At 70.8% G+C, this 26,583-nt stretch carries 20 protein-coding genes and 1 tRNA gene; 11 read left to right on the top strand and 10 right to left on the bottom strand.

The features are described 5' to 3' along the window. Positions 1-56: 56 nt before the first annotated feature. From gltB to pyk, 3 genes are all read left to right on the top strand, one after another. Complete coding sequence (gltB, locus tag ASD10_RS13435; protein ID WP_082556204.1) at positions 57-4,601, top strand: glutamate synthase large subunit; 4,545 nt, start codon at positions 57-59, stop codon at positions 4,599-4,601. After that, on the top strand, positions 4,594-6,060 hold the full coding sequence (locus tag ASD10_RS13430; protein WP_056609228.1) for a glutamate synthase subunit beta: 1,467 nt from the start codon (positions 4,594-4,596) through the stop codon (positions 6,058-6,060). The genes gltB and ASD10_RS13430 overlap by 8 nt, the downstream gene beginning before the upstream one ends. 178 nt (positions 6,061-6,238) lie before the next feature. Further along, positions 6,239-7,696: a pyruvate kinase gene (gene pyk / locus ASD10_RS13425; protein ID WP_056610553.1), complete on the top strand. Its 1,458-nt coding sequence runs from the start codon at positions 6,239-6,241 to the stop codon at positions 7,694-7,696. Positions 7,697-7,703: 7 nt separating this feature from the next. Here the strand turns inward: pyk and ASD10_RS13420 are convergent, their stop codons facing one another. After that, the gene (locus ASD10_RS13420; RefSeq protein ID WP_056609226.1) at positions 7,704-8,000 is read right to left on the bottom strand and encodes a hypothetical protein; all 297 of its coding nucleotides are present in this window, start codon (positions 7,998-8,000) and stop codon (positions 7,704-7,706) included. A gap of 113 nt (positions 8,001-8,113) precedes the next feature. Further along, positions 8,114-8,196: transfer RNA gene (locus ASD10_RS13415), tRNA-Leu, on the bottom strand. 32 nt (positions 8,197-8,228) lie between these two features. Here ASD10_RS13415 and ASD10_RS13410 point away from each other — a divergent pair. From ASD10_RS13410 to ASD10_RS13400, 3 genes are all read left to right on the top strand, one after another. Then, entirely contained in the window at positions 8,229-8,864 is a 636-nt protein-coding gene (locus ASD10_RS13410) for an ANTAR domain-containing response regulator (RefSeq protein WP_056609224.1), read from the top strand. A gap of 194 nt (positions 8,865-9,058) precedes the next feature. Continuing rightward, positions 9,059-10,315 carry an ABC transporter substrate-binding protein gene (locus ASD10_RS13405; protein ID WP_235501875.1) on the top strand — a complete coding sequence of 419 codons (1,257 nt, stop codon included), beginning with the start codon at positions 9,059-9,061 and terminating at the stop codon, positions 10,313-10,315. Between the two features lie 208 nt (positions 10,316-10,523). Further along, a complete protein-coding gene (locus tag ASD10_RS13400) occupies positions 10,524-11,441 on the top strand; it encodes a hypothetical protein (protein ID WP_056609221.1) in 918 nt (305 codons plus the stop codon). A gap of 98 nt (positions 11,442-11,539) precedes the next feature. Here the strand turns inward: ASD10_RS13400 and ASD10_RS13395 are convergent, their stop codons facing one another. The 5 genes from ASD10_RS13395 to ASD10_RS13375 all read right to left on the bottom strand — a co-directional run bounded on the left by ASD10_RS13395 (position 11,540) and on the right by ASD10_RS13375 (position 16,462). Then, the gene (locus ASD10_RS13395) at positions 11,540-12,322 is read right to left on the bottom strand and encodes an ABC transporter ATP-binding protein (protein ID WP_056609219.1); all 783 of its coding nucleotides are present in this window, start codon (positions 12,320-12,322) and stop codon (positions 11,540-11,542) included. Beyond that, positions 12,319-13,236, bottom strand: a complete 918-nt coding sequence (locus ASD10_RS13390; protein ID WP_056609217.1) for an ABC transporter ATP-binding protein — start codon at positions 13,234-13,236, stop codon at positions 12,319-12,321. Before ASD10_RS13390 ends, ASD10_RS13395 begins: the two co-directional genes overlap by 4 nt. After that, positions 13,226-14,221, bottom strand: a complete 996-nt coding sequence (locus tag ASD10_RS13385; RefSeq protein WP_056609215.1) for a branched-chain amino acid ABC transporter permease — start codon at positions 14,219-14,221, stop codon at positions 13,226-13,228. Before ASD10_RS13385 ends, ASD10_RS13390 begins: the two co-directional genes overlap by 11 nt. Positions 14,222-14,231: 10 nt before the next feature. Continuing rightward, entirely contained in the window at positions 14,232-15,533 is a 1,302-nt protein-coding gene (locus tag ASD10_RS13380) for a branched-chain amino acid ABC transporter permease (RefSeq protein WP_056609214.1), read from the bottom strand. Between the two features lie 179 nt (positions 15,534-15,712). Further along, on the bottom strand, positions 15,713-16,462 hold the full coding sequence (locus ASD10_RS13375) for a DUF554 domain-containing protein (RefSeq protein ID WP_056609212.1): 750 nt from the start codon (positions 16,460-16,462) through the stop codon (positions 15,713-15,715). 117 nt (positions 16,463-16,579) lie between these two features. Here ASD10_RS13375 and ASD10_RS13370 point away from each other — a divergent pair, with 117 nt between their 5' ends. Beyond that, entirely contained in the window at positions 16,580-17,197 is a 618-nt protein-coding gene (locus ASD10_RS13370) for a GNAT family N-acetyltransferase (RefSeq protein WP_056609210.1), read from the top strand. A gap of 35 nt (positions 17,198-17,232) precedes the next feature. Continuing rightward, positions 17,233-19,902, top strand: coding sequence for a DNA polymerase I (gene polA / locus ASD10_RS13365; RefSeq protein ID WP_056609208.1), 2,670 nt, complete (start codon positions 17,233-17,235; stop codon positions 19,900-19,902). Between the two features lie 7 nt (positions 19,903-19,909). Here the strand turns inward: polA and ASD10_RS13360 are convergent, their stop codons facing one another. Beyond that, complete coding sequence (locus tag ASD10_RS13360; protein ID WP_056609205.1) at positions 19,910-21,103, bottom strand: DUF4185 domain-containing protein; 1,194 nt, start codon at positions 21,101-21,103, stop codon at positions 19,910-19,912. 19 nt (positions 21,104-21,122) lie between these two features. Here ASD10_RS13360 and ASD10_RS13355 point away from each other — a divergent pair, with 19 nt between their 5' ends. Further along, positions 21,123-22,136, top strand: coding sequence for a hypothetical protein (locus tag ASD10_RS13355; protein WP_056609202.1), 1,014 nt, complete (start codon positions 21,123-21,125; stop codon positions 22,134-22,136). Here the strand turns inward: ASD10_RS13355 and ASD10_RS13350 are convergent. Further along, positions 22,123-23,331: a polysaccharide biosynthesis protein gene (locus ASD10_RS13350; protein WP_157432600.1), complete on the bottom strand. Its 1,209-nt coding sequence runs from the start codon at positions 23,329-23,331 to the stop codon at positions 22,123-22,125. The genes ASD10_RS13355 and ASD10_RS13350 overlap by 14 nt on opposite strands. Before the next feature lie 89 nt (positions 23,332-23,420). On the opposite strand from ASD10_RS13350, the gene ASD10_RS13345 reads away from it, so the two are divergent. Together ASD10_RS13345 and ASD10_RS18865 are read left to right on the top strand one after the other, a co-directional pair. Next, complete coding sequence (locus tag ASD10_RS13345) at positions 23,421-25,112, top strand: hypothetical protein (protein ID WP_056609199.1); 1,692 nt, start codon at positions 23,421-23,423, stop codon at positions 25,110-25,112. A gap of 46 nt (positions 25,113-25,158) precedes the next feature. Then, complete coding sequence (locus ASD10_RS18865; RefSeq protein ID WP_157432599.1) at positions 25,159-25,305, top strand: hypothetical protein; 147 nt, start codon at positions 25,159-25,161, stop codon at positions 25,303-25,305. Between the two features lie 90 nt (positions 25,306-25,395). Here the strand turns inward: ASD10_RS18865 and ASD10_RS13340 are convergent, their stop codons facing one another. Then, entirely contained in the window at positions 25,396-26,484 is a 1,089-nt protein-coding gene (locus tag ASD10_RS13340) for a glycosyltransferase family 4 protein (protein ID WP_056609196.1), read from the bottom strand. Between the last annotated feature and the right edge of the window lie 99 nt (positions 26,485-26,583).

The following is a 26,583-nucleotide window of genomic DNA, read 5'->3' as shown; positions in this document are numbered from 1 at the left end:
CGTCGTCCCCGGTGCGAGAATTTCGTGACCACCGATGACGCAGAAGGGGCTCCAGCATGCGTGCTCAGCCGTTCTCATCAGTTCCCGCCGCCCAAGGTCTGTACGACCCGGCCAACGAGCACGACGCCTGCGGTGTCGCGTTCGTGGCGACGCTCACGGGCGTCCCCACCAACGACATCGTGGTCAAGGGCCTCACGGCGCTGCGCAACCTCGACCACCGCGGCGCTGTCGGCGGAGAGCCCGACACGGGCGACGGCGCCGGCATCCTGATGCAGACGCCCGACCGCTTCCTGCGGGGAGTCGCCGGGATCGACCTGCCCGACGCCGGCGCGTACGCGTGCGGCATGGCGTTCCTGCCGGTCGACGCCGACGCGGCCACCGAGGCGCGCGCCTCGGTCGAGGCCATGGCCGTCGAGGAGGGCCTGACGGTCCTCGGCTGGCGCGACGTGCCGGTCAACCCCGAGATCCTCGGGTCGATGTCGCGCGGCGCGATGCCGTCGTTCGCGCTGATGTTCGTCGCCGCCGCGGACGGCTCGCGCACCGGCATCGAGCTCGACCGCGTCGCCTTCGCCCTGCGCAAGCGTGCCGAGCACGAGCTCGAGGTGTACTTCCCGTCGCTGTCGAGCCGCACCCTGGTCTACAAGGGCATGCTGACGACCGACCAGCTCGAGGGCTTCTTCCCCGACCTGAGCGACGAGCGCATGGAGTCGGCGCTCGCGATCGTCCACAGCCGCTTCTCGACCAACACGTTCCCGAGCTGGCCCCTGGCCCACCCGTTCCGCTTCGTCGCGCACAACGGCGAGATCAACACCGCGCGCGGCAACCGCAACTGGATGCGCGCCCGCGAGTCGCTGCTCGAGAGCGACCTGATCCCGGGCGACCTGCAGCGGCTGTTCCCGATCTGCGACCCCCACGGCAGCGACACCGCCTCGTTCGACGAGGTCCTCGAGCTGCTGCACCTGGGCGGACGCTCGCTGCCGCACGCCGTCATGATGATGATCCCCGAGGCGTGGGAGAACAACGCCGACATGGACCCCGCCCGCCGGGCGTTCTACGAGTTCCACTCCTCGGTCATGGAGCCGTGGGACGGGCCCGCCGCGGTGTGCTTCACCGACGGCACCCAGATCGGCGCGGTCCTCGACCGCAACGGCCTGCGCCCCGGACGCTACTGGGTCACCGACGACGGACTGGTCGTCCTCGCGTCCGAGTCCGGCGTGCTCGACCTCGACCCGCAGACGATCGTCCGCAAGGGTCGCGTCGAGCCCGGCAAGATGTTCCTGCTCGACCTCGACGAGCACCGCATCGTCGAGGACCACGAGATCAAGAACGCGCTGGCGTCCGAGCAGCCCTACGACGAGTGGCTCTACTCGGGCCTCGTGCGGTTCGAGGACCTTCCCGACCTCGAGCACATCGTCCACACGCACGCGTCGGTCACACGTCGTCAGCAGGTCTTCGGCTACACCGAGGAGGAGCTGCGCATCCTGATCGCCCCCATGGCACGCTCGGGTGCCGAGGCGATCGGCTCGATGGGCACCGACACGCCCATCGCGGCGCTGTCGGAGCGCCCGCGCCAGCTGTTCGACTACTTCTCCCAGCTGTTCGCGCAGGTCACCAACCCGCCGCTCGACGCGATCCGCGAGGAGGTCGTGACGTCGCTGGCCGGCACGATCGGCCCCGAGCGCAACCTGCTCGCCCCGAGCCCGGCCTCGTGCCGCATGCTGCAGCTGCCGTTCCCCGTGCTCGACAACGACGAGCTCGCCAAGATCCGGCACATGAACAAGGACGGCGACATGCCGGGCTTCTCGGTGCACGTCGTCCGCGGCCTCTACGAGGTCGACGGCGGGGGAGAGGCGCTGCGCGCCAAGCTCGACGAGATCTGCGCCGAGGTGTCGCGGGCGATCGCCGACGGTGCCCGCATCATCGTGCTGTCGGACCGTCACTCCAACTCCGACCTCGCCCCGATCCCGTCGCTGCTGCTGACCGGCGCCGTGCACCACCACATGGTGCGCGAGAAGCTGCGCAGCCAGGCCGGGCTCATCATCGAGGCCGGTGACGTCCGCGAGGTGCACCACGTGGCCCTGCTGATCGGCTACGGCGCCACCGCGGTCAACCCGTACCTCGTGCTCGAGTCGGCCGAGGACCTCGCCCGCGAGAAGGTGTTCGTCGAGGGCGTCCGGCCCGCGCAGGCGCTGCGCAACGTCCGGTACGGCCTCGGCAAGGGCGTCCTGAAGGTCATGAGCAAGATCGGTGTCTCGACCGTCGCGTCGTACACCGGGGCCCAGATCTTCGAGGCCGTCGGCCTGTCGCACGACGTCGTCGACGCCTACTTCACCGGCACGTCGTCCAAGCTGGGCGGCGTCGGTCTCGACGTGCTCGCCGAGGAGGTCCGCTCGCGGCACCTGCGCGCGTACCCGTCGAGCGGCATCGCGGGCCCGCGCCGTCACCTCGAGGTCGGCGGCGAATACCAGTGGCGCCGCGAGGGCCCCGAGCACCTGTTCGACCCCGAGACGGTGTTCCGCCTGCAGCACTCGACCCGCACGGGCTCGTACGAGATCTTCAAGCAGTACACGTCGCGCATCGACGACCAGTCCGAGCGCCTCATGACGCTGCGCGGGCTGTTCGGCCTCAAGGAGGGTCTGCGCCCGGCCATCTCGATCGACGAGGTCGAGCCGGTCTCCGAGATCGTCAAGCGCTTCAGCACCGGCGCGATGTCGTACGGCTCGATCAGCCAGGAGGCCCACGAGACCCTCGCGATCGCGATGAACCGCCTCGGCGGCAAGTCGAACACCGGCGAGGGCGGCGAGGACCCCGAGCGCCTGTACGACCCCGAGCGTCGCTCGGCGATCAAGCAGGTCGCGTCGGGACGCTTCGGCGTGACGTCGGAGTACCTCACCAACGCCGACGACATCCAGATCAAGATGGCGCAGGGCGCCAAGCCCGGCGAGGGTGGGCAGCTGCCCGGCCCGAAGGTGTACCCGTGGGTCGCCAAGACCCGGCACTCGACGCCGGGCGTGGGACTCATCAGCCCGCCGCCGCACCACGACATCTACTCGATCGAGGACCTCAAGCAGCTGATCCACGACCTCAAGAACGCCAACCCGTCCGCGCGCGTGCACGTCAAGCTCGTGTCGGAGGTCGGCGTCGGCACGGTCGCGGCCGGTGTCTCGAAGGCCAAGGCCGACGTCGTCCTGATCTCGGGCCACGACGGCGGCACCGGTGCCTCGCCGCTGACGTCGCTCAAGCACGCCGGCGGACCGTGGGAGCTGGGCCTGGCCGAGACCCAGCAGACGCTGCTGCTCAACGGCCTGCGCGACCGGATCGTCGTCCAGGCCGACGGACAGCTCAAGACCGGGCGCGACGTCATCATCGCGGCGCTGCTCGGTGCCGAGGAGTTCGGCTTCGCGACGGCGCCCCTGGTCGTCAGCGGCTGCATCATGATGCGCGTGTGCCACCTCGACACGTGCCCCGTGGGCGTCGCGACCCAGAACAAGACGCTGCGCGAGAAGTACTCCGGCAAGGCCGAGTACGTCGTCAACTTCTTCACGTACATCGCCGAGGAGGTGCGCGAGTACCTCGCGAGCCTGGGCTTCCGCTCGATCGAGGAGGCCGTCGGCCACGCCGAGGTCATCGACCCCGCCAAGGCCGTCGACCATTGGAAGGCCGACGGGCTCGACCTGTCGCCGATCCTGCACGTCCCCGAGCTGCCCGAGGGCGCCTCGCTGCACAACACGACGACGCAGGACCACAGCCTCGACCGGGCCCTCGACAACGAGCTCATCGCGCTCAGCGCCGACGCCCTGAGCAACGGCGACCCGGTGCGCGCGCAGGTCGAGATCCGCAACGTCAACCGCACGGTCGGCACGATGCTGGGCCACGAGGTGACCAAGCGCTACCGCGGCGAGGGCCTGCCCGAGAACACGATCGACCTGACGTTCCTGGGCTCGGCCGGTCAGTCGTTCGGCGCCTTCGTGCCGAAGGGCATCACGCTGCGCCTCGAGGGCGACGGCAACGACTACGTCGGCAAGGGCCTGTCGGGCGGGCGCATCGTCGTCCGGCCGCCGCGCGACGCCCAGTTCACGGCCGAGGCGCAGATCGTGGCCGGCAACGTCATCGGCTTCGGCGCGACGACGGGCCAGATCTTCCTGCGCGGACGGGTCGGCGAGCGCTTCTGCGTCCGCAACTCCGGCGCCAGCGCGGTCGTCGAGGGCGTGGGCGACCACGCGCTCGAGTACATGACGGGAGGCCGGGTCGTGATCCTCGGCCCCACGGGTCGCAACGTCGCCGCTGGCATGAGCGGCGGATCGGCCTACGTCCTCGACCTGGACGAGTCGCTGGTCAACCTCGACATGGTCGAGCTGCGACCCGTCCCCGAGCAGACGGCCGACGAGCTCCGCTCGCTGGTCCGTCAGCACCACGAGGAGACCGGCTCCGTCGTGGCCGAGCAGCTGCTCGCCCACTGGGAGCAGTCGCTCGCCCGGTTCACCGAGATCATGCCGGTCAACTACCGGCTGGTCCTCGAGGCGCGTGACGCCGCAGAGGCCGAAGGCCTGTCCGAAGAAGACACCACAGCTCGCATGATGGAGGTGGCCGCTCGTGGCTGATCCCAGAGGTTTCATCAACACCCCCCGCCAGGTCGCCGAGCGGCGTCCCGTCGAGGAGCGCGTCAACGACTGGAACGAGGTCTACCCCGGTGGGCCCGGCCGCGCGTTGCTGCCGATCATCACCGAGCAGGCCGGACGCTGCATGGACTGCGGCATCCCGTTCTGCCACAACGGCTGCCCGCTGGGCAACCTGATCCCCGAGTGGAACGACCTGGTCTGGCGCGACGACTGGGACGAGGCGCTCGACCGCCTGCACGCGACCAACAACTTCCCGGAGTTCACGGGTCGCCTGTGCCCGGCCCCCTGCGAGACGGCGTGCGTCGTCGGCATCAACCGCGACGCCGTGACGATCAAGAACGTCGAGGTCTCGATCATCGACAAGGCGTGGGACGACCGTCGGGTCCGTCCCGAGCCGCCCGAGTGGCTGACCGGCAAGACCGTCGCGGTCGTCGGATCGGGACCGGCCGGTCTCGCGGCGGCCCAGCAGCTGACGCGTGCCGGTCACACCGTCGCGGTGTACGAGCGTGACGACAAGCCGGGTGGCCTGCTGCGCTACGGCATCCCCGAGTTCAAGATGGAGAAGATCCAGGTCGAGCGTCGCATCGACCAGATGGAGCGCGAGGGCACGGTGTTCCGCACGGGCGTCCAGGTCGGCGACACGCTGACGGGCTCGCAGCTGCGCGACCGCTACGACGCGGTGGTCCTCGCCGTCGGCTCGACGGTGCGCCGCGACCTGCCCGCGCCGGGACGCGAGCTGTCCGGCATCCACCAGGCCATGGAGTTCCTGCCGCAGGCCAACCGCGCCGCGCTCGGCGAAGAGGTCGAGTGGCAGATCCTGGCCACCGACAAGGACGTCGTCATCATCGGCGGCGGTGACACGGGTGCCGACTGCCTCGGCACCTCGGTGCGTCAGGGCGCGCGCTCGATCACGCAGCTCGAGATCATGCCCAACCCGGGCACCGAGCGTCCCGGCCACCAGCCGTGGCCCACGTACCCCATGACGTACCGCGTGTCGTCGGCGCACGAGGAGGCCGGCGACCGCGTCTACTCGGTCTCGACCAAGGAGTTCGTGGGCGACGACGACGGTCACGTCTCGGCGCTCCGCCTGGTCGAGGTCGAGTTCGTCGACGGCAAGCTGACCGAGGTGCCCGGCACCGAGAAGGACCTGCCGGCTCAGCTCGTGCTGTTCGCGATGGGCTTCACGGGGCCGCAGACCGAGGGCCTCGTCGAGCAGCTGGGCGTCGAGCTCGACGAGCGCGGCAACGTCAAGCGCGACAAGGCGTACATGTCGAGCGTCGACGGCGTGTTCGTCGCAGGAGACGCGGGTCGTGGTCAGTCGCTCATCGTGTGGGCGATCGCCGAGGGCCGCTCCGCCGCGGCCGGTGTCGACGCCTACCTGACGGGATCGACCACGCTGCCCCGGCCGATCGCGCCGACGGCACGTCCGCTCACCGTCTGAGGCACCTCCGGCCGTGGTTCATCGCGGCCCCGGAGACCTGCGTCCGCCCACGGGAGACGTCCCGCGGGCGGACGCGGTCGACCCCGGGACCGCGGTGGAAGACGTTCACCTGAATTTGTTGTGTGAAACGACAAAAATGACTCGCGGGTAACCGCTCCCGCTGACTACTGTGGGGGACGTGAGAAGAGCCAAGATCGTCTGCACCCTGGGTCCCGCCGTCGGAAGCGCCTACAAGATCCTCAAGCTCGCCGAGGCCGGCATGGACGTCGCCCGCCTCAACATGAGCCACGGCGACCAGTCCGACCACGAGCAGAACTACGCGTGGGTCCGCGAGGCCGCCGACACGACGGGCAAGGCCATCGCCACGCTGGCCGACCTGCAGGGTCCCAAGATCCGTCTCGGACGCTTCGCCGAGGGTCCCGTCCACCTCGAGGCCGGTGCGACCTTCACCATCACGATCGACGACATCCAGGGCAACCAGCACCGCTGCTCCACGACGTACAAGGGTCTGCCGGGCGACGTCAGCCCCGGTGACGAGATCCTGATCGACGACGGTCGCATGCGCTTCCGGGCGACCGAGGTCACCTCGACCGACGTGACGTGCCTGGTCGAGACGACCGGCACGATCAGCAACAACAAGGGCATCAACCTGCCCGGCGTCATGGTCAGCGTCCCCGCCATGAGCGAGAAGGACATCGACGACCTGCGCTTCGCGCTGCACCTCGGCGTCGACTTCATCGCCCTGTCGTTCGTCCGCTCGGCCGACGACTACGACGACGTCCGCAAGATCATGGACGAGGAGGGCATCGTCCGTCCCGTCATCGCCAAGATCGAGAAGCCGCAGGCCGTCGAGAACCTCGACGGCATCATGGACGCCTTCGACGGCGTCATGGTCGCGCGCGGCGACCTCGGCGTCGAGCTGCCCCTCGAGGACGTCCCGATCGTCCAGAAGCTCATCGTCGAGAAGGCCCGCCGCAACGCCAAGCCCGTCATCGTCGCGACGCAGATGCTGGAGTCGATGATCTCGGCGCCGCGGCCCACCCGCGCCGAGGCCTCCGACGTCGCGAACGCCGTGCTCGACGGCGCCGACGCCGTCATGCTGTCGGGCGAGACCAGCGTGGGGGAGTACCCGATCCACACGGTCCACACGATGGCCCGCATCGTGGAGTCCACCGAGGACCACGGCCTGCCGCGCATGGCCGCGTTCACGTGGAAGGCGCGCACCAAGAGCGGCATCATCTGCCGCGCCGCGTCCGAGGTCGCCGAGTCGGTCGACGCACGCTACGTCGTCGCCTTCACGACCAGCGGCGACTCCGCCCGGCGCATGACGCGCTACCGCTCACGCGTGCCGGTCGTCGCGTTCACGCCCGACCCGCTCGTGCGCAACCAGCTGGCGCTGAGCTGGGGCATCGAGACGTTCACGGTGCCCGAGGTCAAGCACACCGACGACATGGTGCTCCAGGTCGACCGCGCGCTGCTCGAGATCGAGCGCTGCACCGAGGGCCAGCAGGTCGTCATCGTCGCCGGGAGCCCCCCGGGCATCCCCGGCTCGACCAACGCGCTGCGCATCCACAACATGGGCGACGCGATCAACGGCGTCGTGCCGGCCTACACCGAGCCGCAGCGCGAGGCCTGATCCCCGCTCACCCCGGACCCGCCTGGACGTGCCGCCCCTTCGGCGCACGACCACGGCGGGTCCCGGCCGTCGTGGACGCGATGCCCACGATGCCGGCGGGCAGATCGGCCTCCGCGACCGGCTCCCAGTCGTCCGACTGCCGGATCTCGGCCCCCAGGAGCGGGTCGTGCACCCACATGCCGGAGGCGGCGTCGAAGAACGACGGCGAGCCGTGCCGCGAGATGCGGGCCACCTCGGTGGGGTTGCCGTCGGTCCGCAGGACGAAGTAGCGCGTGCGTCGACGGGACCTGCGTCCGGCTGCCATGTGACCCCTTGGGTCTCCCACCCACCACGAGTGTGCGGGACGTCGGCGCCCGGCGCCAGGCAAGCGACCCATGTGTCGCGGCGCGCAGGGCGCGCAGGCCCCGACGCCACGGGTGCCGAGTGCGGGACTCGAACCCGCACGCCCTCTCGGACAACGGTTTTTGAGACCGTCGCGTCTACCATTCCGCCAACTCGGCTCGCCCCGTTCGAGGCCGTATAACCTTCTCATGTGAACGACCACCACGAGCCATCGGCACCGGCCGCGCAGACGTCACCCGCCCCGCGTGTCGTGATCGCCGAGGACGAGGCGCTGATCCGGCTCGACCTGGCCGAGATGCTCGCCGAGGAGGGCTACGACGTCGTCGGCCAGGCCGGTGACGGCGAGCAGGCCGTCGCCCTGGTCACGCAGCTGCGCCCCGACCTGGTCGTGATGGACGTCAAGATGCCCAAGCTCGACGGCATCGCCGCCGCGGCCCTCATCGCGCAGGAGCGCATCGCGCCGGTCGTCATGCTGACGGCGTTCAGCCAGCGCGACCTGGTCGAGCGCGCCCGTCAGTCCGGCGCCATGGCGTACCTCGTCAAGCCGTTCACGAAGTCCGACCTCGTCCCCGCGATCGAGATGGCACGCAGCCGCTTCGCCGAGATCGCGGCGCTCGAGCGGGAGGTCGGCGACCTCGCCGAGCAGCTCGAGACCCGCAAGACCGTCGAGCGCGCGAAGGGCCTGCTGCAGGCGTCCCTCGACATCAGCGAGCCGGAGGCGTTCCGCTGGATCCAGCGCACCGCGATGGACCTGCGCCTGACGATGCTCCAGGTCGCCCAGGGCGTCATCGACCACGGCCCGTCGCTGGCGGGACCGTCCGACTGAGCGTCGTCCGGCCGCCGTGGCACGGCGCGGGTTACAAATTGGCTACTTAACCGCCGGCTCACACAACCTTGACCCAAATGACCCCGGGAAGAACTAGGTTCAGGGTTATCACAGGCTCCCTGGCGCGGCCACGGGCTTTCTACCCATCCGGAGGATTGATGAAACGCAGTACCACAACGATTCGCCTCGCTGCTGTGGCAGCTGCCAGCGCTCTCGTGCTCGCAGCCTGCGGTGGCGGCAGCGACAGTGATGGTGGCTCGGACGACTCGTCGGCCGCTGCTCCCGCCGCCAAGGGCGACGGCACCCTGACGATCGGCTCGCTCCTTCCGCAGACCGGCAGCCTCGCCTTCCTCGGCCCCCCGGAGTTCGCGGGCGTCGACCTGGCCATCAACGACATCAACGCCGCCGGCGGCGTGCTCGGCAAGGACGTCGTGGGCGTCAAGGCCGACTCCGGCGACACCGACTCGGGCATCGCCCCGGCCGAGACCGACAAGCTGCTCAAGGCCAAGTCCGACGTCATCGTCGGTGCCGCCTCGTCCGGCGTGTCGCTGACCGTCATCGACAAGATCATGTCGGCCGGCGTCATCGAGTACTCGCCCGCCAACACGTCGACGTCGTTCGACGAGGGTGACTACTCCAAGCCCGACCTGTACTTCCGCACGGCGCCGTCCGACATCCTCCAGGGTGCCGTTCTCGCCAACCTGCTGATCGAGGACGGACGCCAGAACGTCGCGATCCTGGCTCGCCAGGACGCGTACGGCGAGACGCTGGCCAAGGAGATCTCGAAGAACCTCGAGGCCGCCGGCTCGACCGTCGCCGCCAACGTCCTCTACAGCGAGAAGACCGGTCCGGGCGACAGCCAGATCACCGAGATCGCGGACGCCAAGGCCGACGCCGTCGTGCTGGTCGCGTTCGAGGAGACCACCACGATCATCCCGAAGCTGATCCAGGCCGGAGCCGGCCCGCAGGACGTCCCGACGTACTTCGTCGACGGCAACACGGCCAACTACGGCGAGGGTGACGCGGCGTCGCTGCCTGACGGCACGCTCGAGGGCACCAAGGGCACCATCCCCGGTGCCGAGGCGACCTCGGACTTCAAGGATCGTCTGGCCACGGTCAACCCCGACCTGAAGGACTACTCCTACTCGGCCGAGTCCTACGACGCCGTGATCACGTCGGCGCTGGCCGCCATCGTGGCCGACAGCGACTCGGGCGAGGCCATCGCCAAGGAGCTGCCGGGCGTCACCGAGGGTGGCGAGAAGTGCACGACGTTCGAGGAGTGCGCCGCGCTGCTCAAGGACGACCCGAAGACCGACATCGACTACGACGGTGTCTCGGGTCCGATCGAGCTCGGCGAGACGGGCAGCCCGACGGCCGCCTCGATCGGCATCTACGAGTACGACGCGAAGAACAAGATCAGCCCGGTCAAGTACATCGCCGGCAACATCTGATCGATCGATCACGCTGATCTGATCAGCAGGGTCACCAGGGCCCCGGTGCTTCGGCACCGGGGCCCTTCCGCGTCCCCGTCCGCCGACGAGTCACCCACGCCAGGCGACGAGTCACCGACGCCCGGTGACGAGTCACCCACGCCCGCTGGCGAGCCACCTGTGGACGAGCGGGTGGACGGCCCGGCGCCGCACGCGCTGCGATGTCGCCATGTCGGACGTCGAGATGTTCCACGGCGGGCAGCCCTTCCTGCACCGCGACCACGTCGAGCTGGGCCTGTCGCGGGCCGAGTTCCGGGCTCGTCTGGGCGCGGGCGACCTCGTGCGGCTCGTCGGCGGCGTCTACGCCGACGCCCGGGCCGACGACTCCCGTGAGCTGCGCGTGCAGGCCACCCGCCTCGTCGTCCCGGAGCATGCGGTCGTGTGCGACGAGACCGCCGCCTGGCTGTGGGGCGTCGACGCCCATCGTCCCGGTGACCGCCACCGCTTCACGCCGCGCTGGGTCGTGCCGCACGGACGGGGCCGGACACGGCTCACGGGTGTCGACTGCCGCCAGGCACTGCTGGACGACGACGACGTCACCGATCTCGGCGGACTGCGGCTGACGACGCCCGTGCGCACGACGTCCGACCTGCTGCGCACGCAGTGGAGGCCGTACGCCCTCTCCTCGGCCGACGCGATGGCGGCCGCGGGTCTCGTGCGACCCATGGACGTCCGGCAGTACCTCGCCGGGCTCAAGGGCTATCGCGGCATCCGGCAGGCGCGCGTGCTCGCCCGCCACATCGAGCCGCGGTCGGCGAGCCCGGGGGAGTCGTGGACCCGGCTCCGTCTCCTGGACGCCGGGTTCCCCCAGCCGACGGCGCAGCTCGAGGTGGTCGACGCGTCGGGCGTGACGCGGTTCCTCGACCTGGCCTACCGGCGCCGCAGGATCGGCGTCGAGTTCGACGGGCGCGAGTTCCACACGGCCGAGGCCGACCTCGACCACGACGCCGACCGGCGTGAGCTGATCCGCGCGGTCGGGTATCGCGTCGTCGTCACCCGGCGCGAGGAGGTATTCGGCTCCGACACCTCGTTCGAGGACGAGGTCGGCGCCCTGCTCGGGATGACGCCGATCGCCCGGTGGTGGTGAGTGACTCGCCATCGGGCGCCGGTGACTCGCCACCGGGCGCCGGTGACTCGCCACCGGAGCCCGGCGACTCGCCACCGGGCGTCAGTGACTCGTCGGCGTCAGTCCTTGTCCTGGCCCAGGGTGCCGAGGTAGAGCTCGATGACGCGGGGGTCGTTCGACAGCGACTTGCCGGTGCCGGAGTACGCCGTCGTGCCGTGGTCGAGGACGTAGCCGCGGTCGCAGATCTGCAGGCAGCGGCGGGCGTTCTGCTCGACCATGATGACCGAGACGCCGGCCTTGTTGATGTTGCGCGTCTGGACGAAGACCTCGTCCTGCAGGACGGGGGAGAGGCCGGCGGACGGCTCGTCGAGCAGCAGCACCGAGGGGTCCATCATGAGCGCGCGGCCCATCGCGACCATCTGGCGCTCACCGCCCGACAGCTGCCCCGCGCGCTGCTTGCGACGCTCGCCGAGCCGCGGGAACAGGTCGGTCACGAAGTCGAACCGCTCCTGGAACTTCTTGGGCTCCTGGTAGCAGCCCATCTCGAGGTTCTCCTCGATCGTCAGGCTCGGGAACACGTTCTCGGTCTGCGGCACGAAGCCGATGCCCTTGGTGACGAGCTGGTCGGCGCGCTGGTTGGTGATGTCGCCGTCCTTGAGGGTCACGGTGCCCTCGTGGATCTTGACCAGGCCGAACAGCGCCTTCAGCAGCGTCGACTTGCCGGCGCCGTTGGGGCCGATGATGCCGACGAGCTCGCCGGGCTGGCAGTACAGGTCGGCACCGTTCAGGATGTTGACGCCCGGCAGGTAGCCCGCGATCAGGTTGTCGGCCCGCAGGACGGCTCCGTCGGCGTGCGCGACGTGCTTGTCGCGCTCCGACGTCGGGGTGGGTGTCTCGGTCATGACTTGTTCTCCTCCGCCTCGGCGTCGAGCTCGGCGTCCGCCTCGGCCTCGAGGTCCGCGACGTCGATCTCGGTGATGTCGGTGTCGTGGTGGGCGCCGAGGTAGGCGTCGATCACGCGCTGGTCGGCCATGACGGACTGCGGCGTCCCCTCGGCCACGATCTGGCCCTGGGCCATCACGATGACCCAGTCGGAGATGTCGCGGACCATGTCCATGTCGTGCTCGACGAACAGGACCGTGCGGCCCTCGTCGCGCAGCGACTTCACGTGCCCGAGCAGCGACTGCTTGAGCGCCGGGTTCACGCCGGCCATGGGCTCGTCGAGCATGATCAGCTCGGGGTCGACCATGAGGGCGCGGGCCATCTCGAGCAGCTTGCGCTGACCGCCCGACAGGGAGCCGGCGAAGTCCTCGCGCTTGGCGTCGAGCTTGAAGCGGGCGAGGAGGTCGTCGGCACGGACGGTGTTGGCATCCTCCTGCGAGCTCCACAGCGACTTGAACGCAGCGGAGAAGAACTTCTCGCCCCGCTGGCCGGTCGCGCCGAGCCGCATGTTCTCGATGACCGTGAGCTTCGAGAGCACCTTGGTCAGCTGGAACGTGCGGACCATGCCGCGACGGGCGACCTTGTAGGCCGGCACCTTCGCGAGCGACTTGCCGTTGAAGGCCCAGTCGCCCTCGTCGGGCTCGTCGAAGCCCGTCAGCAGGTTGAACAGGGTCGTCTTGCCGGCACCGTTGGGACCGATCAGGGCGGTGATGACACCGCGCTGGATCTCGATGTGCTCGACGTCGACGGCCTTCAGGCCGCCGAACGTGCGGGTGATGTTGCTGCCCTTGACGATCGGGTCGGGCTTGGCGGCACCTGGTTCGTTCGAGACGTTCGCCAGAGCGGCGCGGGCCTCACTGAGTTCAACGGCCATCGATTGCAATCTCCCTTCGGTCTCCGAAGATCCCCTGTGGGCGGAAGATCATCAGGAGCATGAGGCCCAGTCCCAGAAGGATGAACCGGATGAGGCTGGCCTGGGTGTTGGTCATGAGCCACTCGGGCAGCAGCGGGTCGGCGCCGCTGGTGGCCTGGCTGAAGAACGAGCCGATCCCCGCGATGAGGAACCAGAAGATCATCGAGCCGACGACGGGTCCGAGGACGCGCGCCGCACCACCGATCAGCAGCGCCGCGTAGGCGTAGAACGTGAACGTCGTGTTGAAGTCGGTCGGCACCGCCGAGCCCTGCTTCAGGATGTGGAAGATGCCGGCGATGCCACCGAACACGCCACCGAGCACGAGCGCCTGCATCTTGTACGCGAAGACGTTCTTGCCGAGCGACCGCACGGCGTCCTCGTCCTCGCGGATCGACTTGAGCACGCGGCCCCAGGGGCTGCGCATCAGGGCGAACACGAGCAGCGAGCTGATCGCGACGAGCGTCCACCCGACCGTGATCGACCAGAGGTCGTTGCGGCTGAACGAGACGATGCCGAGGTCGACGCCGTCGCCGTACGGGTTGAGCCGCTGGTAGGTGCCGGCGAAGCCGTTGAGCCCGTTGGAGCCGCCGAACGTGTCCTTGAACTCGACCGCGCCGAAGATCAGGCGCAGGATCTCCGACGTCGCGATCGTGACGATCGCGAGGTAGTCGGCGCGCAGGCGCAGTGTCGGGATGCCGAGCACGAGGGCCAGCACGACCGCCGCGATCATGCCGACGACGATGCCGAGCCAGAAGGGCATGTCCCAGGTCACGACCGTGACGGCGAGGCCGAAGGCCGCGATCGACATGAAGCCGGCCTGACCGAAGTTGAGCAGTCCGGTGTAGCCGAAGTGCACGTTGAGCCCGATCGCCGCGAGGGCGAAGACGATGGCCTGGGGGCCGAGAGCCGCGGAGAACGCGGCGTCGATGATGGTTCCGAAGTCCATGATGCGCGCCCTATCCGATTCGCTGGGCTTTGCCGAGGATGCCTTGCGGCCTGACGAGGAGGATCAGGATGAGCACCACGAGGGCGCCGACCTCCTTGATCGACGCGGGGACGCCGAACACCGGTCCGAGCTCGACCATGAGTCCGATGATCAGCGAGCCGATGAGTGCTCCCCAGATCGTCCCGAGGCCACCGAGGGTGACGCCGGCGAAGACGAGCAGGAGGAGGTTGAAGCCCATCTGGAAGTTGACCTGCTGCTGGACCGCGAGCAGGACGCCCGCCAGGCCCGTCAGCGCGGTGCCGAGCACCCACACGGCCGAGATGACGCCGTCGACCCGCATGCCGGACGAGGCCGACAGGGCCGGGTTGTCGGACACCGCGCGCATGGCCTTGCCGAGGCGCGTGCGCATCAGGGCGATGCACGTGACCAGCAGCGTCACGACCGAGACCAGCACGATCGCGATCTCCTTGTGCGACAGGTCGATCGGGCCGTAGCTGTCACGGCCCTGGACGACGTACTGCGACAGCGTGCGGGTCGAGCCACCGAAGCCGTACTGGTAGATGCTGCGCATGAACAGCGCGAGGCCGATCGAGACGATCATCATGGCGATCAGTCCCGTGCCGCGGTTGCGCAGCGGCCGCCACAGGCCGCGGTCCTGCAGGAAGCCGAAGGCGGCCGAGGCGAGCACCGCCAGGACGCCGGCGACCACCACCGGCAGGCCGAAGCCGCGGTTGAAGACGTACGTCGCGATGGCGCCGAACGTGATGAGCTCGCCGTGCGCGAAGTTCGTCAGGCCGGTCGTGCCGAAGATCAGCGACAGGCCGAGCGCGGCGAGCGCGATCAGCAGGCCAGCGATGATGCCCGAGCGGGTGCCGTCGACGATCTTGCTGCCGAGCGAGGCCTCCTCGACGACGACGGCGCCGATCTGGAACTGCACGAAGTTGGACGAGGCGAGCTTGACCTGGACGGTCTTGACCGTCTCGCCCGAGCCGCTGAGCTCGACGCCCTCGGGCAGCGTCTTGGGGTCGAGCTCGACGACGTACGTGCCGTTGCCCTCGATCCCGATGCTGACGCGACCCTTCGAGTCGGTGGTCTGGGTGCCCACCTCGGCGCCCGAGCGACTGTCCTTCAGCACCGTGAGCGAGACCCCGGGGACGGGCGAGGGCTTGCCCTCGCCACCCTTGAGGTCGAGCAGCGTGACGGTGATGTTGGCACCCGGGACGATCGGGTTGTCCGCGGCCGGCGCGGAGCCGGCGGGGGCCGTGGGGGTGGGCGTTGCCTGGGCGAGCGCAGGGCTGGGGGCGAGGAGCATGAGGACTCCCGCCACCGCTGCGAGTAGGGCCGCGAGTCGCAATCGCACGCGTGTACTCCTGTCGGCTTTCAAGGGGTGGTGCTGAGTGAACTTCGGACTATAGACGCATGTCGGAGTCATTCGTGGGTCGAACGAACCGAATCAGGTAACAGTTGGGTTTCGGTCGTTCTGGTCGTGAATCAGCGGGTCGCGATGACGATCTGGCACAGGATCGGTGCCGCCACGAGGGCCGGCAGCAGGTCGGCCACCGCGAAGGCGCGCAGGTCGAGCAGCCGGATCGCGACGCCGACGAGGATCAGCCCGCCCGTCGCGGTCAGGGCCGCGAGGTGGGCGTCGGGCAGGAACGAGCCGAGCAGGACGCCGACGAGCGTCAGGGTTCCCTGGATCAGCCCGACCGACAGCGCCGACGCCATGACGCCGATGCCGAACGAGGCCGCGAAGGCCAGGGCCGCGAAGCCGTCGAGCGTCGACTTCAGCAGCAGCTGGTCGGCGCCGTTGCCGAGGCCCTCGTCGAGCGAGCCGAGGATCGTCAACGGCCCGACGCAGAAGACCAGCGAGCTGATGACGAATCCCTCGACGAACCGCTCGCGGGCCTCGCCGTCCGTCCCGCCGCGCGTCAGGCGGGTCTGCAACCAGCCGCCGAGACCCTCGAGCCGCTCCTCCAGCCGCAGGGCGGCGCCGACGATGCCGCCGACGACCAGGGCGCCGAGGACGATCAGGGTCGGGGCGCTGTCGCCGACGGCGTCCGACAGGACGGGGTCGGAGACCGCGAGGGCCGACTGTGCCGCGATGAGCAGCGTGACCAGTCCGAGGGCCGAGGTGACGGTCGTGCGCACGTGGGGGCCCAGCCGGTGCCCCACGAGCATCCCGAGGCCCGATCCGACCAGGACGGTCGCGACGTTCGTGACGGTCCCGAACCCGACGAACATGTATGGTCTCCCTGCCGGTTGAGCATTCAACCGGACGCGGTGCCCCGGCTCAGCGCGTAGTGTGTCATCCAGCTCGGCCCCCGTCACGGGAGCGCCCAGGACGAGAGGCAGAACGGCATGTCGGCTCGACCCCACATCGTCCTGCGCGACGCGGACCGCGAGGACGCGAGCGCCCTGGTGGCGCTCTGGGCCGAGTGCGTCGGTGCGAGCCAGGACGAGGGCTCCGAGGCGTTCACCCAGCAGGCGCTGTGGCGCGAGCCGGGCGTCGCGGAGGCGGCGTCCGCCCTCGAGCTGGCGCTGGGCCGCCCCGACAAGCGCATCATCGTGGCGCTCGTCGACGGCGAGATCATCGGCGCGACGGTCTGCGACGTCACCACGCTGACGCCGATCACCCTGACGCGCGTGCTCGTGGTGACCGAGATCCAGGTCTCGCCGCGCTTCCGGCGCCGGTCGGTCGCCTCGACGCTGCTGTCGGCCGCCGCGAGCCACGGCGAGGACCACAACTGCGAGATCGTCGTCGCGGCGATCCCCGTCCACTCGCGCGAGCCCCACCGCTACCTGACCAAGATCGGCTTCAACCAGATCGCCGTGCTGCGCGCGATCCAGTCGAGCAAGCTGCGGTCGCGCCTGACGACCAAGGCCACCAACTCGCGCGACACCGGCAAGCTCATCGCGGTCCGGCGCACCCTGCGGCGTCGCCAGGGCCAGTCCCGCGCGACCCGCCCCCGCGGCTGAGGCGGCTGTCGGCACCGACGACTAGAGTCGTGCGGGTGGACCGCCTCCTGCTGATCGACGGCCATTCGGTCGCCTACCGTGCCTTCTTCGCCCTGCCCGTCGACAACTTCGCGACGACGACCGGGCAGCACACCAATGCCGTCTTCGGCTTCACGTCGATGCTGATCAACGTGCTGCGCGACGAGACCCCGACGCACGTGGCCGTGGCCTTCGACGTCTCGCGGCAGACCTTCCGTCTCGAGCAGTACCCCGACTACAAGGGCAACCGCTCGAAGTCGCCCCAGGAGTTCACGGGGCAGATCCCGCTGATCAAGCAGGTGCTCGACGCGCTGCACATCCAGACGTTCGAGAAGGACGGCTTCGAGGCCGACGACATCATCGGCACGCTCGCGACGCAGGCCGAGGCCGCGGGCATGGAGGTGCTGATCTGCACGGGCGACCGCGACGCCCTGCAGCTCGTGACCGACCGCACCACGGTGCTGTACCCGCGCAAGGGTGTCTCCGACCTCGCCCGCATGACGCCCGACGCCGTGCGCGACAAGTACGGTGTCGCGCCGGCCAACTACCCCGACATCGCGGCGATGGTCGGCGAGACCAGCGACAACCTGCCCGGCGTGCCGGGGGTCGGACCCAAGACCGCCGCCAAGTGGCTCGGGCAGTTCGGCTCGCTCGACGAGATCGTCGCCAAGGTCGACCAGATCCCCGGCAAGGCCGGCGAGTCGATGCGCGCCCACCTCGACGACGTCATCCGCAACCGCAGCATCAACGCCCTGATCCGCGATCTCGACCTGCCGGCGGGCCCGGCCGATCTCGCCTTCACGACCGAGTGGGACCGCGACGCGATCCACACGGTCTTCGACGCGCTGGAGTTCGCGGCGCTGCGCACGCGCCTGTTCGACTACCTCGGCGGCGGCGACGAGCACGTCGCCGGCGACGCCGCCGTCGCGATCGACGTCTCCGTGCTGGGCGGCGGCCAGGTCCAGACGTGGCTCGACGAGCACGCGGCCGATCCGACCGCCGCCGTGGGCCTCGACGTCTCCGGCGTGCTGCGCCCCGTCGGCGCGCGGGCCGACGCGCTGGCGCTCGCGACGTCCGACGGTGCCGCGGCGTGGATCGACTCCACGACGCTCGAGCCGGCCGACGACGCCGCACTGGGCGCCTGGCTGGCCGACGCGGCGCGGCCGAAGGTGCTGCACGACGCCAAGGGCCAGATGCACGCCCTGCAGGCGCAGGGCTGGGCGCTGGCGGGCGTGCGGGCCGACACCGCGCTGGCCACCTACTTGGTCAAGCCCGACCAGCGGTCGTACGACCTGGCCGACCTGTCGCTGCGCTACCTCAAGCGCGAGCTGGGCGTCGGCGGCGACTCCGGCCAGCTCGCGTTCGACGACGACTCGGCCGGGGCCGAGACCGCCGCCCAGCGTGCCCGGGCGACGCTCGACCTGTGGGCCGTGCTCGAGACCGAGCTCGAGGAGCAGGCGTCGCTGACGCTGCTGCGCGACCTCGAGCTGCCGCTGGTCGACGTCCTGGCCCGCATGGAGTCGCGCGGCATCGGCGTCGACACGGCCCACCTGGAGTCCCTGCACGCCGAGTTCACCGAGCGCATGCTCGCCGCGGCGCAGGGGGCGTACGACGCGATCGGCCGCGAGGTCAACCTCGGCTCGCCGAAGCAGCTGCAGGAGGTGCTGTTCGACCAGCTCGAGATGCCCAAGACGAAGAAGACCAAGACGGGCTGGACGACCGACGCCGAGGCCCTGCAGCAGCTGTTCGTCAAGACCGAGCACCCGTTCCTGGCCTCGCTGCTGGCGCACCGCGACGTCACCCGGCTGCGGCAGACCGTCGAGGGGCTGCAGAAGACCGTGCAGGCCGACGACCGCATCCACACGACGTACGCGCAGACCATCGCGGCGACCGGCCGGCTGAGCTCGGCCGACCCGAACCTGCAGAACATCCCGATCCGCACCGAGTCGGGCCGCCGCATCCGCGAGGCGTTCTGCGTGCGCGACGGGTTCGACACCCTGCTGACCGCCGACTACAGCCAGATCGAGATGCGCATCATGGCGCACCTGTCCGAGGACGCCGACCTCATCGAGGCGTTCCGCTCGGGGCACGACTTCCACACCGTCATGGCGGCCAAGGTCTTCGAGCGCGATCCGTCCGACATCGACGGCGGGCTGCGCGCCCGCATCAAGGCCATGAACTACGGGCTGGCCTACGGGCTGTCGTCGTACGGGCTGAGCCAGCAGCTCAGCATCACGACGGGCGAGGCGCAGCGCTTGATGGACGACTACTTCGAGACGTTCGGCGGCGTGCGCGACTACCTGCGGGGACTGGTCGACGAGGCCCGGCAGACCGGCTACACCGAGACCATCATGGGGCGGCGTCGCTACCTGCCCGATCTGCAGAGCGACAACCGCCAGCGCCGCGAGATGGCCGAGCGCATGGCGCTCAACGCCCCGATCCAGGGCTCGGCCGCCGACATCATCAAGGTCGCGATGCTCGGCGTCGAGCGCGCCCTCGACGAGGCGGGTCTGACGTCGCGCATGCTGCTGCAGGTGCACGACGAGCTGGTGCTCGAGGTCACCGACGCCGAGCGCGAGCAGGTCGAGGCGCTCGTCCGCGAGCAGATGGCCTCGGCCGCCGATCTGTCGGTGGCGCTCGACGTGTCGGTCGGCGTGGGCCGCACCTGGCACGACGCGGGCCACTGACCCGTCGTCAGTCGACCGGCAGCGGCACCCGCAGGAAGCGCGGGCGGTACAGGAACGGATTGGCGTCGACCTTCGACAGGTCCGAGTCGTTCTGGCTGTACGAGACGATGACGCTGTCCTTGCGGGGCAGCAGGTCGGGGTGGGCCAGCGGCATGTAGCGCAGCGTGCCCGCGCGGGTGTCGGACGGGATCTGGGCGACGGGCTCGCCGGCGACGAAGGGCCCGGTGGGCCCCGGCGACGACCAGATCACCAGGTCGGTGCCGAGGAACTCGTCGCGCTTGCTCACGGCGTACCAGCGTCCGTCACGCTCGAAGACGCTGAGGGTCTGCGAGACGCCGCCGTCGGCGGCGATCACGGCGGCCGCGCGGTTTGCGTCGGACTGCCACCGCCGGCCGTCCCAGTACTGCCACCTCGACGCGTCGAGCAGGTCGTCGGGGCGCACGCGGGCGACGTGCAGCGAGAATCCGAAGACGAGCTTCTCGTCCGGTCGTGCCGTGCCGTAGACGTAGACCCAGCCGTCGTGGACCGCGCTCGCAGCGCCCCACGTGGGACGACGGGGATCGGTGCTGTCGGGGCCCATGTCCTGGACCTCGACGAGCTGGGGCGTGCGACCGCGCACGACCGCGAACACCGCGATCGCGGGCCCGAGGTTCTCGAACGCCAGCGCCCCGTCGGGCACCGCGGCACCCCGCACGCGCTGCAGGCCGACGCCGACCAGGTCGTACCCGGTCCGCTCGATCGTCGCGATCGACATGGGCCAGTAGCCGACGCCGTCGTCGCGGTCGGGCACGAGGGCCCCGTGGTCGGCGGGCAGGACGACGTTGGCGCACGAGTCGTCGAACACCAGCATCGAGTTGCGGACGAATCGCTGGCCGTCGAAGTCGGCGGAGCGGAGGGTGTCGCCGAAGACCCACAGGCGCCGACCGTCCTGCAGCTGCGTGTCGGCGCCGACGTCGGCACCCTGGAACTCCTGACCGCCCCGCATGCCGGTGGCGAGGCGGTCGAGGTCCCGGGCGGTGCGCAGCTTCTCGAACGGCAGGCAGGACGTCTCGGTCGCCGGCCGCGCGTCGGGGGCAGCCGCGGGTCCGGGATCGCGGGCGACGGCAGCGGCGCCGAAGGCCAGCACCGTCACCGGCAGCGTCAGCAGCACGACGCGCAGCCGCCAGGGGAGGCGCTCGCCGAGTGAGGTCGTGGTCTTCATGCTGGGTACAGTCTGCGGCATGGACGGCCTGCGACGCGTCAGCCGTCCGGCGGCCGTGACGGCCGCGGTCGTCGTGGTGCAGGTCGTCGTGGGCCTGCTGGTGGTGCTGCTGCCGCCCGGGGGAACGCCGCACGAGGTGCCGGTCGCGATCAGCGGTCCGATCATCATCGCCGAGTCGATGGCCGAGCAGGCCGATCAGCGCACGGGGACCGCGCTCGACGCCCACGCGGTCGCCTCGGCCGAGACCGCGCGCGGGGAGGTGCGGCGCGGCACGGCGGTCGCGGCGATCGACATCGACCTGCGCCGCGACCGGGCGACCCTCTACGTCGCGTCGGCCCAGGGCGAGCAGATGACCCGCGCGGTCGCCTCCTCGGTGCGGACGATCGCGGGTCCGTTCGGCGTGACGGTCGAGACCCGCGACGTCGTGCCCGCCGCGGACGTGCCGGGGGCGTCGTGGGCGCTGCGCGTGCTGGTCGCTGCCGCGGTCGCGCTGGGCCTCGCGCTGGCGGTCGTCGTGACGTGGCGTCGAGGGCCCGTCGCCGACACCCGGCCCGAGTCGGCGCGCCGCGTGCTCGTCGTGGTCGGGACGGCGTCGGGGGCGGCCGCGATCGGCGCCACCGTCGCGACGGCATGGGTCGGGGGAGCCTGGCTCGGGTGGTGGGTCGTCCTGGCGCTCACCTCGACCGCGGTCGGCGGGCTGACCCTGGCGCTCGAGGGCGTGCTGGGGGTCGCGGGGGTCGGCCTGTCGGTGACCGCCGCGCTGGCCACGGCGGCGCCCCTCGTGCGGGTCGACCACGCCCTGCTGCTGGCCGAGCCGTGGCGCACGGTGACGCCGTGGCTGCCGCACGGGGCGGCGCTCGACGCCGTCCGCGACGTCGCGTACTTCGGCGGGGCCGGGGCCCTGCGTCCCGTCGCGGTGCTGGTCGCCTGGACGGTCGTGTCGTACGTCGTCCTGGTCGTCGCGCGCCGCGAGCGGCTGCGGGCCGGTGTGCGCTGGTCGGACGCGGCGCGAGGCGACGCTACGACGCGCTGACGGGCTCGCGCGAACGCATCGGCACGACATACACGGCGGTCGCGAGCACGACCGCGACGCCGGCCATCGTCAGGGCGAGTCCGGTGATCCCGACGCCGATGCCGTAGGCCGACGCCAGCACGGCGACGACGGCGCACCACACGAGGACGACGACGCCGTGGGCGTTGCGGGCCAGCGCCTCGAACACCAGCAGGTGGACGACGGCCAGCGTCGACCCCGCGAGGGCGAACAGCCACAGGCGTCCGGTGATCTCGGAGTACTGCTCGCCGCCGACGAGGATCAACGCGACGCGGGGGAGCGCCGCCGTCGCCGCGACGGCCAGCACGCCGAAGCCGGCGACCAGCGTGACCGCCCTCAGCCGGGCGTGGTGCGTCGTCGCGCGAGCCAGGTTCGGGAACACCACGACGCTGACGAACTGCGGGAAGAACAGGGCGGCCTTGGCCAGGATCAGTCCGGACGCGTAGAGCCCGCTGTCGTGCTGGTCGAACTGGTTGCGGGCGATGAGCGAGTCCATGTTGCTGAGCACCAGGTAGGCGAGCAGGGCGTGGGTCGAGAACACCGCCTCGCGCAGCAGGGAGCGACGGCTGAGCCGCTCGCCAACGTCACCGTGCCCCACGAGCAGCCGGGCACCCACGAGCACGGGCAGCCACGAGCCGATCGCCAGGCCCACCATGGCCGCGGTCGGCGTCGCCGAGACCAGCAGGCCGGCGGCGCCGCCGATCAGCCGTCCGAAGCCGTTGGCCAGGTACACCGCGGTCAGCGAGCCCCACTGCTCCTGGCCCTGGGCGATGCCGCACTGGGCGCCCATGATCGTGAGGGGGACCAGCGCGAGACCGCACAGGACGACCGGCAGGTACGAGTCGAGCTTGAGCGCGGGGGTGAGGACGACGGTCGAGACCGCCACGACGGTGCCGACGGTCGTCGCGACGAGCAGCGTCGTGCGGACCGTCGCGCTGATGATCGCCGAGCGGTTGTCGTGGTCGACCGCGATGCGACGGGCCGTGACGGCCTGCAGGCCCAGGGCCCAGACGGTGCCGACGAGGATGATGCCGAACAGGGCCGTGAGGGCGCCGAAGTCGCGAGGGACGAGCAGGCGGGCGGCGACGACGTTGAACCCGTACACCGCGATGTTCATGCCCATCATGCCCGCCGCGACCAGCCCGCCGCCGGTCAACGCCGCGCGCAAGGACTTCACCACGGCACAATAGCCCGCGGAGGGTCCGACGACGATCAGGGGCGACGATGCGGCACGGGTGGACTGAAGGGTCACGGTGGAGTGCCCTCGTGGTGCCGGTGTGGTCGGTGGTGCTGGTGCTGGCCATCGCGCTGCCGTGGCTGCACGGCGGCTACGTGCTGTCCTACGACATGGTGTGGGTCCCGCACCTCGACCTCGACCGGGCCGAGCTGTGGGGCCTCGGCACGGGACTGCCGAGGGCCGTGCCGTCCGACGCCGTGATCGCCCTGCTCGGCGCGGTGCTGCCGATGGCCTTGGTGCAGCGGGTGGTCGTGATGGGTGCGCTGCTGCTGCTCGCCCTCGGAGGCGCCCGGCTGCTGAGGGAGCGCGGCACGGCGCCGCAGCTCGCGGCCGCCACGTTCGCGGTCTGGAACCCGTACGTCGCGGAGCGCCTCGTGCTGGGGCAGTGGCCCGTCGTGGTGGCCGCCGCCGGGCTCATGTGGCTCGCCGCGACCCTGGCCGGTCCGGACGGGCTTCGCTGGCCCGTCGTGGTGCTGGCCCTCGCGGCGACGGCCATGACCCCCGCGACGGGCGTCATGGGCCTGGTGCTCGCGGTGGCCCTGGGGGTGCGTTCCGGGCTCGTCGGCATCGTGCTGGTCGCGGCCCTCGTCAACGGTCCGTGGGTCGTGTCGGGACTGCTGCACGCCTCGATCGCCCGCACCGACCCGGCGTCGGTCCGGTTGTTCGAGCTGCAGGGCGAGGGATTCCTCGGGCGCCTCGGATCGGCGCTGACGCTGGGCGGCATCTGGAACACCGAGGTCGTGCCGACGTCCCGCACGCTGCCGCTGACGATGGTCATCGCGCTGGTCATCGGCACCGTCATGGTCATCGGACTGGTCGGCCTCGCGCGACGACGGTCGGCGGCCGCCGCCGGGCTGGCCGTCGCGGGAGCCGTCGGCCTGGCGGTCGCGCTGGCCGGGTGGCTGGTCCCCGACCTCGTGGCCCGGGTCGTCGAGGACGTGCCCGGCGGCGGGCTGGTGCGCGACGGCACGCGCTGGCTCGCGCTCCTGCTGCCGCTCGAGGTGGCGGCGCTGGGCCACGGCGTCGCGGCGCTGATCGGTCGCGCGAAGGACACGTCGTGGGCCGTGCCGACGATGGTGCTGGGCGTGCTGGTGCCGCTCGCGGCCATCCCGGACCTCGCGTGGGGGGTCGCCGGGCGGCTCGAGCCGGTCAGCTACCCCTCGTCGTGGGCCGACGCCCGGCGCGTCGTCGACAAGACGTCGGTCCGCGGCGACGTGGTCTCGCTGCCGTTCTCGGCCTACCGCAGGCCGTCGTGGAACCGCGACCGTCCGGTGCTCGACCCGGCGGGTCGCTACTTCGGGCGCACGACCGTGACGAACGACGAGCTGGAGGTCTCCGGCCGCGTCATCGCGGGGGAGGACCCGCGGGCGGCGGCCGTCGGGCGCGTGCTGGCGTCGGGCGACGACGTCGCCGAGGGCCTCGCGCGGTCCGGCGTCGGCATCGTCGTGCTGCAGACCGACGCCCCCGGTGCGGATGCGGCCGGGCGTGCGGTGCGGGGTCTGCGCGAGATCCCGGTCGCCGGAGAGGGGTTGCGGGTCTTCACCGTGCCGGGCGCCGAGGTGCGCGCGGTCGACCCCGACGACCGGCGGACCATGACGATCACCTGGGCGCTCGCCGGCGCGACGGTGCTGCTCGCCCTGCTGGCGACGCTCCGTGGGGCGGCCCGATCGGTGGCCGGCGCGACGCGCGGGAGGACTCGTTCGCGTTCGGGACCGTCATGACCTCCGAGGCCTGTTAGACTCGTCACGCCTTGAGGGAGGTACTAACGTGGGAACAATCACAGGCGGACTCATCGCCTTCATCGCCGGTCTCGGACTGGCCGGCGCCACCGTCGTCGGTGTCGTGCAGACGCAGCAGAGCGCCGGCGAGAAGCCGGTCTCGACGACCAGCGTCAGCTACGGATCGAACGGCTGACACCAGCGCACACAGCATGACGAAGGGCGGCTCCCGATCGGGAGCCGCCCTTCGTCATGCCCGCGCGGGCAGTGCAGGCCGGATGCGGACTCAGGCCGTCAGCACGACCTGGGCGAAGGCCGACTGCGAGGCCGACCACGAGAAGGTGCGCGACTTCTCGAGCGCGCCCTCGCCGAGGAACGAGCGCAGCTCGGTGTCGTCGACGAGCTGACGGATCGCCGCCGTGAGCTGCTCGGGGGTGTCGACCAGCAGGCCGGAGTCCTTGTGGTCGATCGACTCGGTCGTGCCACCCGCGGTGCTGTACGCGACGGTGGGCACCGCGTGACCCCCGGCCTCGCCGACGACCAGTCCCCAGCCCTCCTTGATCGACGGGAGCGCCATGACCCACGCCTGGGCCAGCAGCTCGTGCTTCGTGACGTCGTCGACGAAGCCGTGCAGCACGACGTGGTCCTGCAGGCCGCGGTCGGCGACGTAGGCCCGCAGCTCGTCCTCCCACCAGCCGGCCCCGATGACGTCCAGGACGACGCCGGGGTGGTCGTGCACCAGGGCCGCGACCGCGTCGACGGCGTGCTCGACCTGCTTGTGGGGCACGAGCCGCCCGACGACGCAGATGCGCGGCTCGGGCGACCGCGTGGCCGTCGTGCGGGGAGCCGCCTCGTTGCCGTTGTGGATGACCGTGATGCGGTCGCGGTCGACGCCGAGGTCGATCAGCTCGAGGCGCGTCGCGTGCGAGACGGCCACGTACTGGCTGCGCCGGTACAGACGCGGAGACAAGCGGCTCTCGACCCACCAGCCGAACCGGCCCATCAGCCCGGGGTAGACGACGGGCCACTGCTCGCGGTGCACGTGGTGCACCAGCACGACGACGGGCTTGCGGGTCGCCAGGCGCGTGAAGAACGGCAGGCCGTTCTGCACGTCGACGACGACGTCGACCTTGCCGTAGCGACCCAGCAGGAGGGCGAGGAAGGTGCGCAGGTAGATGTCCATCTTGGTGCCGCGCCGGACGAACCGGACGCCGTCGACGACCTCTCGTCGGGGGGCGCCGTCGTGCGCGGCGCACGCGATCGTGACGCGGTGACCGCGCTCGGCGAGCCCCCGGGCCATGTTCTCGACGTAGCGCTCGGACCCGCCGCCCTCGGGGTTGCGGGTGTCGCGCCAGTTGCAGAAAAGAATGTTCATCGCGGTGCCCGGCGCGTGGCCGGTGCCTCCTGTCGCCGGATCGGTATCCGGCAGTCCCTCGGCCGCACGTCCCTCAACGTCCGGCGCGGGTCCCTCGTC

The organism is Aeromicrobium sp. Root472D3, from assembly GCF_001426485.1.
Taxonomy (GTDB): Bacteria; Actinomycetota; Actinomycetes; order Propionibacteriales; family Nocardioidaceae; genus Aeromicrobium.
The sequence above is the reverse complement of the archived record's forward strand: the minus strand, read 5'-3'. Positions and strand labels throughout refer to the sequence as shown.

Bases quoted from the DNA above. Each gene is read 5' to 3' on its own strand.
- gltB (WP_082556204.1), top strand. From the start codon at position 57: ATGCGTGCTCAGCCGTTCTCATCAGTTCCCGCCGCCCAAGGTCTGTAC.
- ASD10_RS13420 (WP_056609226.1), bottom strand. From the start codon at position 8,000: ATGGCAGCCGGACGCAGGTCCCGTCGACGCACGCGCTACTTCGTCCTG.
- ASD10_RS13400 (WP_056609221.1), top strand. From the start codon at position 10,524: ATGTCGGACGTCGAGATGTTCCACGGCGGGCAGCCCTTCCTGCACCGC.
- ASD10_RS13395 (WP_056609219.1), bottom strand. From the start codon at position 12,322: ATGACCGAGACACCCACCCCGACGTCGGAGCGCGACAAGCACGTCGCG.
- ASD10_RS13390 (WP_056609217.1), bottom strand. From the start codon at position 13,236: ATGGCCGTTGAACTCAGTGAGGCCCGCGCCGCTCTGGCGAACGTCTCG.
- ASD10_RS13385 (WP_056609215.1), bottom strand. From the start codon at position 14,221: ATGGACTTCGGAACCATCATCGACGCCGCGTTCTCCGCGGCTCTCGGC.
- ASD10_RS13380 (WP_056609214.1), bottom strand. From the start codon at position 15,533: ATGCTCCTCGCCCCCAGCCCTGCGCTCGCCCAGGCAACGCCCACCCCC.
- ASD10_RS13375 (WP_056609212.1), bottom strand. From the start codon at position 16,462: ATGTTCGTCGGGTTCGGGACCGTCACGAACGTCGCGACCGTCCTGGTC.
- ASD10_RS13370 (WP_056609210.1), top strand. From the start codon at position 16,580: ATGTCGGCTCGACCCCACATCGTCCTGCGCGACGCGGACCGCGAGGAC.
- ASD10_RS13360 (WP_056609205.1), bottom strand. From the start codon at position 21,103: ATGAAGACCACGACCTCACTCGGCGAGCGCCTCCCCTGGCGGCTGCGC.
- ASD10_RS13355 (WP_056609202.1), top strand. From the start codon at position 21,123: ATGGACGGCCTGCGACGCGTCAGCCGTCCGGCGGCCGTGACGGCCGCG.
- ASD10_RS13340 (WP_056609196.1), bottom strand. From the start codon at position 26,484: ATGAACATTCTTTTCTGCAACTGGCGCGACACCCGCAACCCCGAGGGC.